This is a genomic window from Flavobacteriales bacterium (genome assembly GCA_013214975.1).
Lineage (GTDB): Bacteria > Bacteroidota > Bacteroidia > DT-38 > DT-38 > DT-38.
This window is the reverse complement of the sequence record JABSPR010000236.1, coordinates 1-12,023: the sequence shown is the minus strand read 5'-3', so window position 1 is coordinate 12,023 and position 12,023 is coordinate 1. Positions and strand designations below refer to the sequence as shown.

The 12,023-nt window shown below is 36.5% G+C and carries 23 protein-coding genes; 22 read left to right on the top strand and 1 reads right to left on the bottom strand.

What is annotated here, in order from left to right; translation table 11 throughout:
* Positions 1-256 (bottom strand): UvrD-helicase domain-containing protein (locus HRT72_07880; GenBank protein ID NQY67626.1); only part of this gene is annotated, 256 nt, incomplete at its 3' end.
* Between the two features lie 388 nt (positions 257-644).
* Here HRT72_07880 and HRT72_07875 point away from each other — a divergent pair.
* The 22 genes from HRT72_07875 to rpsE form a co-directional block, all read left to right on the top strand.
* Positions 645-1,016, top strand: coding sequence for a 30S ribosomal protein S12 (locus tag HRT72_07875; GenBank protein NQY67625.1), 372 nt, complete (start codon positions 645-647; stop codon positions 1,014-1,016).
* Between the two features lie 15 nt (positions 1,017-1,031).
* Complete coding sequence (gene rpsG, locus HRT72_07870; protein NQY67624.1) at positions 1,032-1,499, top strand: 30S ribosomal protein S7; 468 nt, start codon at positions 1,032-1,034, stop codon at positions 1,497-1,499.
* Between the two features lie 21 nt (positions 1,500-1,520).
* Positions 1,521-3,623: an elongation factor G gene (gene fusA / locus HRT72_07865; protein ID NQY67623.1), complete on the top strand. Its 2,103-nt coding sequence runs from the start codon at positions 1,521-1,523 to the stop codon at positions 3,621-3,623.
* Between the two features lie 9 nt (positions 3,624-3,632).
* Positions 3,633-3,938: a 30S ribosomal protein S10 gene (gene rpsJ / locus HRT72_07860; protein NQY67622.1), complete on the top strand. Its 306-nt coding sequence runs from the start codon at positions 3,633-3,635 to the stop codon at positions 3,936-3,938.
* A gap of 5 nt (positions 3,939-3,943) precedes the next feature.
* The gene (rplC, locus tag HRT72_07855) at positions 3,944-4,561 is read left to right on the top strand and encodes a 50S ribosomal protein L3 (GenBank protein NQY67621.1); all 618 of its coding nucleotides are present in this window, start codon (positions 3,944-3,946) and stop codon (positions 4,559-4,561) included.
* 4 nt (positions 4,562-4,565) lie between these two features.
* Positions 4,566-5,192, top strand: a complete 627-nt coding sequence (gene rplD, locus HRT72_07850; protein ID NQY67620.1) for a 50S ribosomal protein L4 — start codon at positions 4,566-4,568, stop codon at positions 5,190-5,192.
* A gap of 5 nt (positions 5,193-5,197) precedes the next feature.
* Positions 5,198-5,488 (top strand): 50S ribosomal protein L23, encoded by a 291-nt coding sequence (gene rplW / locus HRT72_07845; GenBank protein ID NQY67619.1) that lies wholly within the window; start codon positions 5,198-5,200, stop codon positions 5,486-5,488.
* Between the two features lie 10 nt (positions 5,489-5,498).
* Positions 5,499-6,323: a 50S ribosomal protein L2 gene (gene rplB / locus HRT72_07840; protein ID NQY67618.1), complete on the top strand. Its 825-nt coding sequence runs from the start codon at positions 5,499-5,501 to the stop codon at positions 6,321-6,323.
* A 6-nt stretch (positions 6,324-6,329) separates the two neighbouring features.
* On the top strand, positions 6,330-6,599 hold the full coding sequence (rpsS, locus tag HRT72_07835) for a 30S ribosomal protein S19 (GenBank protein NQY67617.1): 270 nt from the start codon (positions 6,330-6,332) through the stop codon (positions 6,597-6,599).
* 15 nt (positions 6,600-6,614) lie between these two features.
* Positions 6,615-7,031: a 50S ribosomal protein L22 gene (gene rplV / locus HRT72_07830; protein ID NQY67616.1), complete on the top strand. Its 417-nt coding sequence runs from the start codon at positions 6,615-6,617 to the stop codon at positions 7,029-7,031.
* A 4-nt stretch (positions 7,032-7,035) separates the two neighbouring features.
* The gene (rpsC, locus tag HRT72_07825; protein ID NQY67615.1) at positions 7,036-7,746 is read left to right on the top strand and encodes a 30S ribosomal protein S3; all 711 of its coding nucleotides are present in this window, start codon (positions 7,036-7,038) and stop codon (positions 7,744-7,746) included.
* A gap of 13 nt (positions 7,747-7,759) precedes the next feature.
* On the top strand, positions 7,760-8,179 hold the full coding sequence (gene rplP / locus HRT72_07820; GenBank protein ID NQY67614.1) for a 50S ribosomal protein L16: 420 nt from the start codon (positions 7,760-7,762) through the stop codon (positions 8,177-8,179).
* A gap of 19 nt (positions 8,180-8,198) precedes the next feature.
* Positions 8,199-8,411, top strand: a complete 213-nt coding sequence (gene rpmC, locus HRT72_07815; GenBank protein NQY67613.1) for a 50S ribosomal protein L29 — start codon at positions 8,199-8,201, stop codon at positions 8,409-8,411.
* A 5-nt stretch (positions 8,412-8,416) separates the two neighbouring features.
* The gene (gene rpsQ / locus HRT72_07810; GenBank protein NQY67612.1) at positions 8,417-8,680 is read left to right on the top strand and encodes a 30S ribosomal protein S17; all 264 of its coding nucleotides are present in this window, start codon (positions 8,417-8,419) and stop codon (positions 8,678-8,680) included.
* 22 nt (positions 8,681-8,702) lie between these two features.
* Positions 8,703-9,071, top strand: a complete 369-nt coding sequence (rplN, locus tag HRT72_07805; protein NQY67611.1) for a 50S ribosomal protein L14 — start codon at positions 8,703-8,705, stop codon at positions 9,069-9,071.
* Between the two features lie 5 nt (positions 9,072-9,076).
* On the top strand, positions 9,077-9,400 hold the full coding sequence (gene rplX / locus HRT72_07800) for a 50S ribosomal protein L24 (protein ID NQY67610.1): 324 nt from the start codon (positions 9,077-9,079) through the stop codon (positions 9,398-9,400).
* Between the two features lie 11 nt (positions 9,401-9,411).
* Positions 9,412-9,954: a 50S ribosomal protein L5 gene (gene rplE, locus HRT72_07795; protein NQY67609.1), complete on the top strand. Its 543-nt coding sequence runs from the start codon at positions 9,412-9,414 to the stop codon at positions 9,952-9,954.
* Positions 9,955-9,957: 3 nt separating this feature from the next.
* Positions 9,958-10,227, top strand: a complete 270-nt coding sequence (gene rpsN, locus HRT72_07790; GenBank protein NQY67608.1) for a 30S ribosomal protein S14 — start codon at positions 9,958-9,960, stop codon at positions 10,225-10,227.
* An 18-nt stretch (positions 10,228-10,245) separates the two neighbouring features.
* Positions 10,246-10,641, top strand: a complete 396-nt coding sequence (gene rpsH / locus HRT72_07785) for a 30S ribosomal protein S8 (protein ID NQY67607.1) — start codon at positions 10,246-10,248, stop codon at positions 10,639-10,641.
* An 11-nt stretch (positions 10,642-10,652) separates the two neighbouring features.
* Entirely contained in the window at positions 10,653-11,207 is a 555-nt protein-coding gene (gene rplF, locus HRT72_07780; GenBank protein NQY67606.1) for a 50S ribosomal protein L6, read from the top strand.
* Positions 11,208-11,228: 21 nt separating this feature from the next.
* Positions 11,229-11,582, top strand: a complete 354-nt coding sequence (locus HRT72_07775) for a 50S ribosomal protein L18 (GenBank protein NQY67605.1) — start codon at positions 11,229-11,231, stop codon at positions 11,580-11,582.
* Between the two features lie 6 nt (positions 11,583-11,588).
* On the top strand, positions 11,589-12,023 hold a 435-nt coding region (gene rpsE, locus HRT72_07770; protein NQY67604.1), incomplete at its 3' end, for a 30S ribosomal protein S5.

Sequence of the window (12,023 nt, the reverse complement as noted above, 5' to 3'; positions counted from 1 at the left end):
ATGTTCCCATCCAAACGTTTTGAGCATGAGGACCAATAAGGCTTGTTACCCGCTCCTTCATCTCTTTAGCAGACTTGTTTGTGAATGTAAGGGATAGGATATTAAACGGATCTACACCTTGCTCAATAAGATAGGCGATTCTATATGTGAGAACCCTTGTCTTACCTGAGCCGGCTCCGGCAATAACCATTGTAGGTCCATCGGTGCTTACCACAGCTCTTCGTTGTTCTGGATTTAATGATTCTAGGTAAGACATTTGTGTACTGCTGGGTTTTTGAAATAATTTTATCACGTCCTGTAATCAACAGGTGAGAGTGCTTTGCAAATTAAAACAAAATAGATTGTTAAAGTATAGGCATGAAATTTAAAGTTGCTCCAGTTAGTATTTATACTAGGATTTCTGTAAATTGCCGAAGCTATTTGTATGTATTTTAGCTGTTTACATATGAGGAAAATTGATCGCCATAAATTTGAATTAACATAATACTGTTGATTAATTATTTTTCTTGCTCGATTTAGTGAAAAATAATAGTGATTCCGTTGAATTACTTAAACTTTTCTTGTACATTTGCCGTCCCAAAAAAAACTGGGGAATGTTAATATTAGCTGAAAATCAGCGTGAACAAAGGTTTTAAAAAAGATTTATGCCAACGATTCAACAATTAGTTAGAAAAGGAAGATTTACTGCCAAGAAAAAGAGTAAGTCAATTGCGCTTGATGCTTGTCCACAGCGAAGAGGAGTATGTATTAGAGTTTATACTACTACCCCTAAAAAGCCGAATTCGGCAATGAGAAAAGTTGCTAGGGTAAGATTAACCAACAATAAAGAGGTTAACGCATATATCCCTGGAGAAGGGCATAACCTACAAGAACACTCTATTGTTCTTATTAGAGGAGGAAGAGTGAAAGATTTACCAGGTGTTAGATATCACATTGTAAGAGGTGCGTTGGATACAGCAGGTGTAGACGGTAGGACACAAAGAAGATCTAAATACGGAGCCAAAAGGCCTAAATAAAACTGATTTAAGAAAGTGAGAAAGTCTAGAGCAAAAAAAAGAATAATACTTGCAGATCCACGATATAATGATATCATGGTTACACAGTTTGTGAACATGATGATGTTGGATGGTAAAAAAAGTTTAGCCTACGAGATTTTTTATGGGGCAATGGATCTTATAGAAAAAAGAACGGAAGAAAAAGGTGTTGATGTATTTAAATCGGCTATAGATAATATTACTCCGGGTGTGGAAGTAAGAAGTCGAAGAGTAGGTGGTGCAACATTTCAAATTCCAAGAGAGATTAGACCAGAAAGAAAACTTTCTTTAGCAATGAAGTGGATGATCTTATTCGCTAGAAAAAGAAACGAAAAGTCGATGAGCGAAAAACTTGCTGGAGAAATTATTGCAGGTTCGAAAGAGGAAGGTGGAGCATACAAAAAGAAATCAGATACGCATAAAATGGCAGCGGCGAATAAAGCATTCTCGCATTTTAGATTTTAAGCATATTTAATTAGGAGTAAGATGAGCGATTTAAAACATACCAGTAATATAGGCATCATGGCACACATTGATGCTGGTAAAACTACTACCACAGAGCGGGTACTATATTATACAGGAATTAATCACAAGATTGGTGAGGTTCATGATGGTGCTGCTACTATGGACTGGATGGAACAAGAGCAAGAAAGAGGTATTACTATTACTTCAGCAGCTACTACTACATTCTGGAAATATAAGGGAACAGAGTATAAAATGAATATCATTGATACTCCTGGTCACGTTGATTTTACTGTTGAAGTTGAGCGTTCATTAAGAGTTTTAGATGGTGCTGTTGCATTATTTTGTGCAGTTGGTGGTGTTGAACCACAGTCAGAAACTGTTTGGAGACAAGCTGATAAGTATAAAGTTCCAAGGATTGGTTTTGTGAACAAAATGGACCGTTCTGGTGCCGATTTTTTAAGTGTTATTGGACAGATTAAGGAACGATTAGGAGCTAACCCAGTTCCATTGCAAATTCCTATTGGTGCAGAAGATGACTTTAAAGGAGTTGTTGATTTGATCACAAACAAAGGAATGGTTTGGAATGAGTCTGATCAAGGAATGACTTGGGAAGAAGTTCCGATTCCAGAAGATATTGCTGACGTAGTTGTAGAATATAGAGAAAAGTTAATTGAAGCTGTTGCTGAATCTAACGAAGCTTTGATGGAGAAGTTCTTTGAAGATCCTGATTCTATTTCTGTTGAGGAAATGTATGATGCAATTAGAGTTGCTACTATCAGTATGAGTATTACTCCTATTCTGTGTGGATCTGCGTTTAAGAATAAAGGAGTTCAAACGATGCTAGATGCGGTAATGGAGTTCTTACCTAGTCCTCTAGATGTAGATGGTATTGTGGGTACAAACCCAAATACCGAAGCAGAGGAAATGAGAAAGCCTGATGCTACTGAACCATTTGCTGCTTTGGCATTTAAAATTGCTACTGACCCATTTGTTGGGAGATTGTGTTTCTTTAGAGTATACTCTGGAGCATTAGATGCTGGTAGTTATGTATTGAATGTTAGAAGTGGTAAAAAGGAAAGGATTTCTAGAATTTTCCAAATGCATTCCAATAAGCAAAATGCTATTCCTCGAATTGAAGCTGGTGATATTGGTGCAGCTGTAGGATTTAAAGATATTAGAACAGGAGATACATTATGTGTAGAGAGTAAGCCAATTGTTCTTGAATCGATGTCTTTCCCAGAGCCAGTAATTGGTATTGCTATTGAGCCTAAAACACAAGCGGATTTAGATAAATTGGGAGTTGGACTTGGGAAACTTTCTGAGGAAGATCCAACATTTGTTGTTAAAACTGATGAAGCTTCAGGTCAAACTATTATTTCAGGTATGGGTGAACTTCACCTTGAGATTTTGGTTGATAGACTTAAAAGAGAATTTAAAGTTGAGTGTAATCAGGGTGCTCCACAAGTAGCGTACAAAGAGGCAATAACAACTGAAACACCACATAGAGAAGTTTACAAGAAACAATCTGGTGGTAGAGGTAAGTTTTCTGATATTCAAATTGTTGTAGGACCTACAGAAGGTGATGAAGAAGGACTGGAGTTTGTCAATAAAATCAAGGGTGGTAATGTGCCAAGAGAATTTATTCCATCAATTGAAAAAGGATTTAAAGAGTCTATGCAAAATGGAGTATTAGCTGGATACCCTGTAGACAGATTGAAGGTTACTCTTTTAGATGGCTCTTTCCATGCTGTCGATTCTGATCAGTTATCTTTTGAGATTGCTGGTAAAATGGCTTATAGGAACGCACTTCCTAAATGTGGTCCTGTTTTACTTGAGCCGATAATGAAGTTAGAGGTTGTAACACCAGAGGAGAATATGGGAGATGTAGTGGGAGATTTGAATAGAAGAAGAGGACAGGTTGAGGGAATGGATTCAAGAGGAGATGCGCAGGTTATTAAAGCAAAAGTTCCTCTTTCGGAAATGTTTGGTTATGTAACTGATTTAAGAACTATCTCTTCAGGTAGAGCTTCATCAACTATGGAATTTTCGCATTATGACAATGCACCAAAGAATGTTGCGGATGATGTAATTGCTAAGTCAAAAGGAAAACTAGAAACAGCTTAATAATAGAAGATGGCACAAAGAATTAGAATTAAGTTAAAATCGTATGATCATAATTTGGTAGATAAATCTGCTGAGAAGATTGTAAAGACTGTAAAGAGTACAGGGGCTGTAGTAAGTGGGCCAATTCCATTACCTACAAGAAAAAATATTTACACTGTGATTAAATCACCACACGTGTATAAGAAAGGACGTGAGCAGTTTCAGTTATGTGCACACAAAAGGTTAATGGATATCTACAATTCCACTTCTAAGACTGTAGATGCGTTAATGAGTTTAGAATTACCTAGCGGGGTAGAAGTTGAAATCAAAGCATAATTACGATGTCTGGATTAATTGGTAGAAAAATAGGAATGACAAGTATTTACCTTGAAGATGGTAAAAACATAGCTTGTACAGTTGTTGAAGCTGGTCCTTGTGTTGTTACACAAGTGAAAACTGTTGAAAAAGATGGCTACGCAGCTCTTCAATTAGGATATGGAGATAAAACGGAAAAGAACGTTTCGAATCCCTTGAAAGGACATTTTAAGAAAGCTAAGACTACTCCTAAATCTGAGTTGGTAGAATTCGATTTGTTTGGTGAGGAATTAGGATTAGGAGATTCAATTGGGATTGATATTTTTGAAGAAGGTGACTGGGTTGATGTTGCAGGTACTTCAAAAGGAAAAGGATTTCAAGGTGTTGTAAAAAGACATGGCTTCCATGGTGTTGGTGGTCAAACACACGGACAGCATAATAGAGAAAGAGCGCCGGGTTCAATTGGTGGTGCATCTTATCCAGGACGAGTATTTAAAGGTATGAGAATGGCTGGTCAAACTGGGAATGTGCGTGTAACTATGCAGAATTTAAGAGTAATAAAAGTACTAGCGGAAAAAAATCTATTGATTTTGAAGGGATCACTTCCAGGATCAAATGGTTCAATAGTTACGATAGAAAAATAGATCGATGGAACTAGAGATATATAATATTAGCGGGAAGAAAACTTCCAAGAAAGTAAAGTTGGATGATAATGTTTTTAACATTGAGCCTAATGATCATTCTATCTATATGGATGTTCGTCTTTACAGAAATAACCAGAGACAAGGAAATTCAAAAGCAAAAGGAAGATCTGAGGTAACTGGTAGTAGAAGAAAAATTAAGAAGCAAAAGGGTTCTGGTAGTGCAAGAGCTGGTAGCATTCAATCACCTATCTTCAGGAAAGGTGGTAGAGCATTCGGACCTCAAGTAAGAGATTACTCTTTCAAGCTTAATAAGAAGTATAAAAAACTAGCTAGAAAATCAGCTTTTTCTTACAAAGTGAAGGATAACGGAATTATGATTTTAGAAAGCTTTTCGTTCGATGAGCCTAAAACAAAAAAATATCTTGAATTATTGAAGAACTTAAAGTTAGATGATAAGAAGACTTTAATGATCTTGAATGATGCTGACACAAATGTGTATTTGGCTTCAAGAAATATTCCGAAATGTAAAGTGATTGCAATAGACGAATTGACTACTTATGATATTGTTAATGCAAACAATATCATGATGTCGGAAGATGCTATTAAATCGATAGAAACGATATTGAACTAATAATTATGGGTGTTTTAATTAAACCATTAGTTACCGAAAAGATGTCGCTTCAAAGCGAGACTTTAAATAGGTATGGGTTTATCGTAGATGGTAATGCTAATAAATTGCAAATAAAGGCTGCAGTTGAGAAAATGTATAGCGTATCAGTTGAAACGGTAAATACAATGAATTACTTAGGTAAACTAAAGAGAAGAAATACAAAATCGGGTGTGGTTGTAGGTAGAAGAAATTCCTTTAAGAAGGCAATTATTTCTTTAGCTGAAGGTGATACACTAGATATCTACAATAGTATATAATTAAAGAGCGATGGCGGTTAAGAAAATATTACCTACTACTCCAGGACAAAGACACAAAGTTGTCGGGAATTTTGATGATGTAACAACATCAACTCCAGAGAAGAGCTTATTGGCTGTTCAGACAAGATCTGGTGGTAGAAATAACACAGGTAAAATGACTACACGGAATATTGGTGGTGGTCATAAAAAGAAATATAGAATCATTGATTTCAAGAGAGACAAGCACGGTATCCCGGGGAAAGTAGCTACTGTTGAATACGATCCAAACAGAACTTCTCGAATTGCTTTGATTAATTATGTAGATGGCGAGAAGAGATATATTGTTTGTCCTAACGGTTTAAAAGTAGGCGACGAGATATTATCTGGTAAGGAAGCTATTCCTGAAGTTGGTCATGCACTTTTCTTAGCAGATATTCCTTTAGGAACTGTTATTCATAATATAGAGATGAAGCCTGGTAGAGGTGGGGTTATTGCAAGAGGTGCTGGAGCTCACGCTCAGTTGAATGCTAGAGATGGTAAATTTGCAGTAGTTAAAATGCCTTCTGGAGCAACAAGAATGATACTTACTACATGCTTGGCAACTATCGGTTCAGTTTCGAATGCAGAACATATGCATGAGAGATCTGGTAAAGCGGGTAAATCAAGATGGTTAGGTAGAAGACCTCGAGTTAGAGGTGTAGCTATGAATCCTGTGGATCACCCGATGGGTGGTGGTGAAGGTAAATCTTCAGGTGGTCATCCAAGGTCAAGGAATGGTATACCAGCGAAAGGGTTTAAAACTAGAGAAAAGAAAAAGGCTTCTAATAAGTATATAATTGAAAAAAGGAAAAAATAGTAGAACATGAGTCGATCATTAAAAAAACCACCTTTCATTCATTACAAGTTAGCTCAAAGAGTTTTGGAAGCACAAACTGCAACCAAGAAAGGGGTGATTAAAACTTGGTCAAGATCATCTATGATTTCTCCGGAATTTGTAGGCTTGACAATAGCTGTTCACAATGGAAATAAATTTATTCCTGTTTTTTGTACAGAGAATATGGTAGGACATAAGTTAGGTGAGTTTTCACCTACTAGAACATACAGAGGCCACCAAGCAGGTAAAAAGAAATAGTTGAATTATTGAATAATGGGATCTCGAAAGAAAAATACAGCTGATAAGCGGAAAGAGGAAAACAAGCAAAGAGCATTTGCGCGTTTACAAAACTGTCCTACATCTCCAAGGAAAATGAGATTGGTAGCTGATCAAATTAGAGGAGTGCAAGTGGATAAAGCTCTACAGGTATTAAAGTTTAGTCCGAAGGAAGCATCTGGAAGATTAGAGAAACTTCTTCTGTCTGCATTGGCTAACTGGCAAGTAAAGAATGCAAGTGAGCGTATTGAGGATCATGATTTAGTAGTAAGCGAAATCTTCGTAGATAGTGCACGTCAACTAAAAAGATTTAGACCAGCTCCACAAGGTAGAGCGCATAGAATTAGAAAGAGATCGAATCATGTAACAATTGTGGTTGGAGATTCAATTAAACAAGAATTAGTAAAAGCATAAGTAGATGGGTCAAAAGGCAAATCCAATAGGTTTAAGATTAGGGTTCATCAAAGGATGGGATTCTAACTGGTTTGGTGGAAGAAACTACAGCGAGAAGTTAGTTGAAGATGCTAAGATTAGAGAATACCTTACAGTTAGAATGGCTAAAGCGGGTGTGTCTAAGATTATTATTGAGCGTACTCTTAAATTAGTTACTGTTACTATCAACACGGCTCGTCCTGGTATTATCATAGGTAAAGGTGGTCAGGAAGTAGATAAGTTGAAAGAAGAACTTAGAAAGGTTACTAAGAAAGAAATTCAAATCAATATCTTCGAAATTAAGAGACCAGAGCTAGATGCTAAGTTGGTAGCCAATAGTGTTGCTAGACAAGTTGAAGGTAGAATCTCTTATAGAAGAGCATCTAAGATGGCATTAGCTTCTACAATGAGAATGGGAGCTGAAGGAATTAAAATATCAGTGGCAGGTAGATTGAATGGAGCAGAGATGGCTAGAACTGAAAAGTTTAAGCAGGGTAGAATTCCATTGCATACGTTTAGAGCTGATATTGATTATGCTTTGGCTGAAGCGCACACTACTTATGGTAGGTTGGGAATCAAAGTATGGATTTGTAAAGGAGAGATATTTGGCAAAAGAGATTTATCTCCGAATGTAGGATCATCAAAACCTAAATCTAAGTTTAGAGGAAAAGGTCAGGGTCAAGGTAATAGAGGATAAGAACAGATAAGATATGTTACAACCGAAGAAAATAAAATTTCGAAATGTCCAAAAGGGCAGAATGAAAGGCAATGCCAACAGAGGACATAGAATTGCTTTTGGTTCATTTGGTATCAAAGCGCTTGAGGGTGGTTTTGTTACAGCTCGACAAATCGAAGCAGCGAGGATTGCTGTTACAAGATTTATGAAAAGAGAAGGTCAAGTGTGGATACGAGTATTTCCAGACAAACCAATTACAAAGAAGCCAGCCGAGGTAAGGATGGGTAAAGGTAAAGGTGGATTGGATCACTGGGTAGCACGAATTGAGCCAGGTCGAATATTATTCGAGATAGAAGGTGTAAATGTGGAGACAGCTAAAGAAGCTTTAAGACTTTCAGCTCAGAAACTACCAATGTTGATGAAGTTTGTAGTAAGAAGGGATTATACAGAATAGTATTTAGATAATAGAAGTTATGAAACCGTCAGAAATAAGAGAACTAGGTACAGAAGAGGTTAGAGAGCGTCTTGAGATTACAGAAGAAACAATGGTTAAAATGAAATTAAACCATGCAGTTTCTCCACTTGAGAACCCAATGACTCTTAAAGATAATAGAAGAACAATTGCTCGACTTCAAACTGAGTTGACGAAGAGAGCATTGGAAGAGGCAAAAAATAACAAAGCATAAGCGCTATGGAAACTGAAAACAGGAATCTAAGAAAAGAAAGAATAGGCTTGGTTACTAGCAATAAGATGGATAAATCTATTGCAGTAGAGGTAGAGCGTAAAGTGAAACATCCTAAGTATGGTAAGTACATTAAGCGGTCTAAGAAGTTTATTGCCCACGACGAAAAGAATGAGTGTAGCATAGGGGATACGGTAAGAATTATGGAGACTAAACCATTAAGTAAGAATAAGTGCTGGAGGTTAATCGAAGTAGTTGAAAAAGTTAAATAATTCCTTATAATAAAAGAATATAATGGTACAACAAGAATCTAGATTAGGAGTAGCAGATAACTGCGGAGCAAAAGAAGTCTTATGCATACGAGTATTAGGCGGATCAGGAAGACGGTATGCTTCTGTTGGTGACAAAATAGTTGTTGCTGTAAAAAGTGCTGTTCCTCACGGGAATGTTAAAAAAGGAGCTGTTGCTAAAGCGGTAGTTGTTAGAGTTAAGAAAGAGATCCGAAGAAAAGATGGTTCACACATTAGATTCGATGATAACGCGGTTGTATTGTTAGATGATTCAGGTGAAATGAAAGGAACTAGAATTTTTGGACCTGTGGCAAGAGAGTTAAGAGAAAAGAAATTCATGAAAATTGTTTCATTAGCACCTGAGGTTATATAATTGTTATGAAAGGTAAATTACATATTAAGAAGGGAGATACCGTAAAGGTTATTTCTGGCGAAGCTAAAGGTGAGCAAGGAAAGGTGCTTACTGTTGATGTTCAAAGGAATAGAGCTATCGTTGAAGGGGTAAACTTAGTATCTAAACATACAAAGCCTAATGCTGCAAATCCTCAAGGAGGAATTGTTAAGAAAGAAGCAAGTATCCACGCTTCAAACTTGAAACTAGTAGATCCTAAATCTGGTGAGGCGACAAGAACAGGAAGAAGATTGGATGAAGAGACCAAGAAAATGAAAAGATTTTCGAAAAAATCGAATGAATTAGTATAGAGATGACGTACATACCAAGACTGAAAACGAAATATGTAGAAGAGATCAAACCAGCTCTTAAAGAGAAGTTTGGATATTCTACAATAATGCAAACACCAGTGTTGCAAAAGATCTGCTTGAACCAAGGAGTTGGGGCTGGTGTTGGTGACAAAAAAATGGTGGATTCTGCTGTGGATGAAATGACTCTTATTACAGGTCAGAAAGCAAATGCAACTTTTTCCAAGAAAGATATCTCGAACTTTAAATTGAGAAAAGGAATGCCTATCGGAGCAAGAGTTACTTTAAGAGGCACTGTTATGTATGAGTTCTTAGATAGATTAATCGCTGTTTCAATACCTAGGGTAAGAGATTTTAAGGGTATTGTTGCAAAATTCGATGGAAGAGGAAACTTTACTATGGGTGTTAAAGAACAGATTATATTTCCTGAGATTAATATCGATAAGGTAGATAGAATTAGCGGGATGGATATTACTTTTGTGACATCTGCTAAAACGGATGAAGAAGGTATGGCTTTATTAAAGGAATTTGGTTTCCCGTTTAAATTAAAAAATTAAGAGATGGCTAAAGAATCAATGAAGGCCCGTGAGGTCAAAAGACAAAAATTGGTTGATAGATATGCAGCGAAACGTGCAGCTTTAAAAGCAGCAGGTGATTACGAAGGATTGCAAAAACTACCAAAAAATTCATCTCCTAATAGATTGCATAATAGATGTAAGTTAACTGGACGACCAAAAGGGTATATGAGACAATTTGGAATATCGAGGGTGACTTTTAGAGAAATGGCCAATTTTGGCCTTATCCCAGGTGTAACAAAAGCTAGCTGGTAATATTTAAAGATTAATAAAATGACTGATCCAATTGCAGATTTTTTAACAAGAATAAGAAACGCGGTAAGTGCAAACCATCGTGTAGTAGATATTCCTGCATCGAACACAAAGAAGGAAATGACTAAGATTTTATTTGAAAAGGGATATATCCTTAATTATAAATTCGAAGAATTTAAACCTCAAGACAATATTAAAATTGCTCTTAAATATAATGCTACTTCGAATGCTCCAGCGATAAAAAGTTTGAACAGAATAAGTAAGCCTGGTTTGAGAATTTATACAGACGCTAAGAGTATGCCTAGAGTATTGAATGGTTTGGGTATTGCAATTGTTTCAACTTCAAAAGGAGTAATGTCTGATAAAGAAGCTCGTAAACTTAATATAGGTGGTGAAGTACTTTGCCATATATCTTAAATAAAGAAAAGATGTCAAGAATAGGAAATGCTATCATAAATATACCGGACGGGGTAGAGGTTAATGTGTCTTCTGATAACATTGTTACTGTAAAAGGAACAAAAGGAGAGTTAACGCAACAGATTGATTTATGTTTGGAAGTTGCGGTTGCCGAAGGCGTTGTAACTGTAAGTCGTAAAACCGAAGAAAAAGATCATAAAGCTAAACACGGATTATATCGATCATTAATTTTTAACATGGTTGTTGGGGTTACTGAGGGATATAAAACTGAACAAGAATTGGTTGGTGTAGGTTATAAGGCAACTAACAATGGTCAAAAACTTGAGATGCTTTTAGGTTATTCTCATAATATTATTATGGAAATGCCGGAGGAAATCAAATTAACAACTGAAACGGTAAAAGGTAAGCCACCTAGAATTACTCTTGAGTCTATGGATAAGCAACTTGTAGGTCAGGTAGCAGCAAAGATTAGATCATTAAGAAAGCCAGAGCCATATAAAGGAAAAGGTATCCGGTTTGTAGGTGAGCAAGTAAGAAGAAAAGCAGGTAAAACTGTAGCTAAGTAATACAGATAATAATTTTCAATTATGTCATTAACGAAAGTAGAAAGAAAAGTAAGGGTTAAAAAGAGGATCCGGAAAGTGGTTAAAGGAACTGCGGATTGCCCACGCCTTGCTGTGTATAGAAGTAACAAGAATATCTATTCTCAATTAATAGATGATGTGAAAGGAACTACAATTGCTAGCGCTTCAACAAAATCTACAAAAGGAGCGGATAAGGGAACTGCTAAAGAGAAAGCAACTCTGGTAGGAAAGAGTATTGGTGAGCAAGCAATTGCGGCTGGTATTTTGGCAATACGATTTGATAGAGGTGGTTATTTATACCACGGAAGAATTAAATCTTTAGCGGATGGAGCTAGAGAAGCAGGATTAAAATTTTAATAAGCGATGGCAAGTACAGGTGTAAAAAAGGTAAAGTCGAGTGATATCGAATTGAAAGATAAACTCGTAGCGATTAATCGTGTTACCAAAGTAACTAAGGGTGGTAGAAATTTCGGATTTTCAGCTATTGTAGTAGTTGGAGATGGAAATGGTGTTGTTGGTCATGGTTTGGGTAAAGCTAATGAGGTGGCAACGGCAATTTCTAAAGGAATTGACGATGCTAAGAAAAACCTTGTTAAAGTGCCGATTGTAAATGGTACTGTACCTCATAAACAAGAAGCTAAATATTCTGGAGCGTTTGTTATGATTAAACCAGCTTCTCATGGTACAGGTGTTATTGCAGGTGGTGCGATGAGAGCAGTATTTGAAAGTGTTGGAATTAAGAATGTGTTAGCAAAATCAAAAGGTTCGTCTAATCCACATAATGTTGTTAAAGCTACT

What these genes read in the sequence shown, in the direction of transcription:
- rplP (NQY67614.1), top strand. Translation starts at nt 7,760, where the DNA reads ATGTTACAACCGAAGAAAATAAAATTTCGAAATGTCCAAAAGGGCAGA.
- rplX (NQY67610.1), top strand. Translation starts at nt 9,077, where the DNA reads ATGAAAGGTAAATTACATATTAAGAAGGGAGATACCGTAAAGGTTATT.
- rpsQ (NQY67612.1), top strand. Translation starts at nt 8,417, where the DNA reads ATGGAAACTGAAAACAGGAATCTAAGAAAAGAAAGAATAGGCTTGGTT.
- rplV (NQY67616.1), top strand. Translation starts at nt 6,615, where the DNA reads ATGGGATCTCGAAAGAAAAATACAGCTGATAAGCGGAAAGAGGAAAAC.
- rpmC (NQY67613.1), top strand. Translation starts at nt 8,199, where the DNA reads ATGAAACCGTCAGAAATAAGAGAACTAGGTACAGAAGAGGTTAGAGAG.
- HRT72_07775 (NQY67605.1), top strand. Translation starts at nt 11,229, where the DNA reads ATGTCATTAACGAAAGTAGAAAGAAAAGTAAGGGTTAAAAAGAGGATC.
- rpsH (NQY67607.1), top strand. Translation starts at nt 10,246, where the DNA reads ATGACTGATCCAATTGCAGATTTTTTAACAAGAATAAGAAACGCGGTA.
- rplN (NQY67611.1), top strand. Translation starts at nt 8,703, where the DNA reads ATGGTACAACAAGAATCTAGATTAGGAGTAGCAGATAACTGCGGAGCA.
- rplD (NQY67620.1), top strand. Translation starts at nt 4,566, where the DNA reads ATGGAACTAGAGATATATAATATTAGCGGGAAGAAAACTTCCAAGAAA.
- rplW (NQY67619.1), top strand. Translation starts at nt 5,198, where the DNA reads ATGGGTGTTTTAATTAAACCATTAGTTACCGAAAAGATGTCGCTTCAA.
- rpsC (NQY67615.1), top strand. Translation starts at nt 7,036, where the DNA reads ATGGGTCAAAAGGCAAATCCAATAGGTTTAAGATTAGGGTTCATCAAA.
- rplF (NQY67606.1), top strand. Translation starts at nt 10,653, where the DNA reads ATGTCAAGAATAGGAAATGCTATCATAAATATACCGGACGGGGTAGAG.
- HRT72_07875 (NQY67625.1), top strand. Translation starts at nt 645, where the DNA reads ATGCCAACGATTCAACAATTAGTTAGAAAAGGAAGATTTACTGCCAAG.
- rplC (NQY67621.1), top strand. Translation starts at nt 3,944, where the DNA reads ATGTCTGGATTAATTGGTAGAAAAATAGGAATGACAAGTATTTACCTT.
- fusA (NQY67623.1), top strand. Translation starts at nt 1,521, where the DNA reads ATGAGCGATTTAAAACATACCAGTAATATAGGCATCATGGCACACATT.
- rpsS (NQY67617.1), top strand. Translation starts at nt 6,330, where the DNA reads ATGAGTCGATCATTAAAAAAACCACCTTTCATTCATTACAAGTTAGCT.
- rplB (NQY67618.1), top strand. Translation starts at nt 5,499, where the DNA reads ATGGCGGTTAAGAAAATATTACCTACTACTCCAGGACAAAGACACAAA.
- rpsN (NQY67608.1), top strand. Translation starts at nt 9,958, where the DNA reads ATGGCTAAAGAATCAATGAAGGCCCGTGAGGTCAAAAGACAAAAATTG.
- rpsJ (NQY67622.1), top strand. Translation starts at nt 3,633, where the DNA reads ATGGCACAAAGAATTAGAATTAAGTTAAAATCGTATGATCATAATTTG.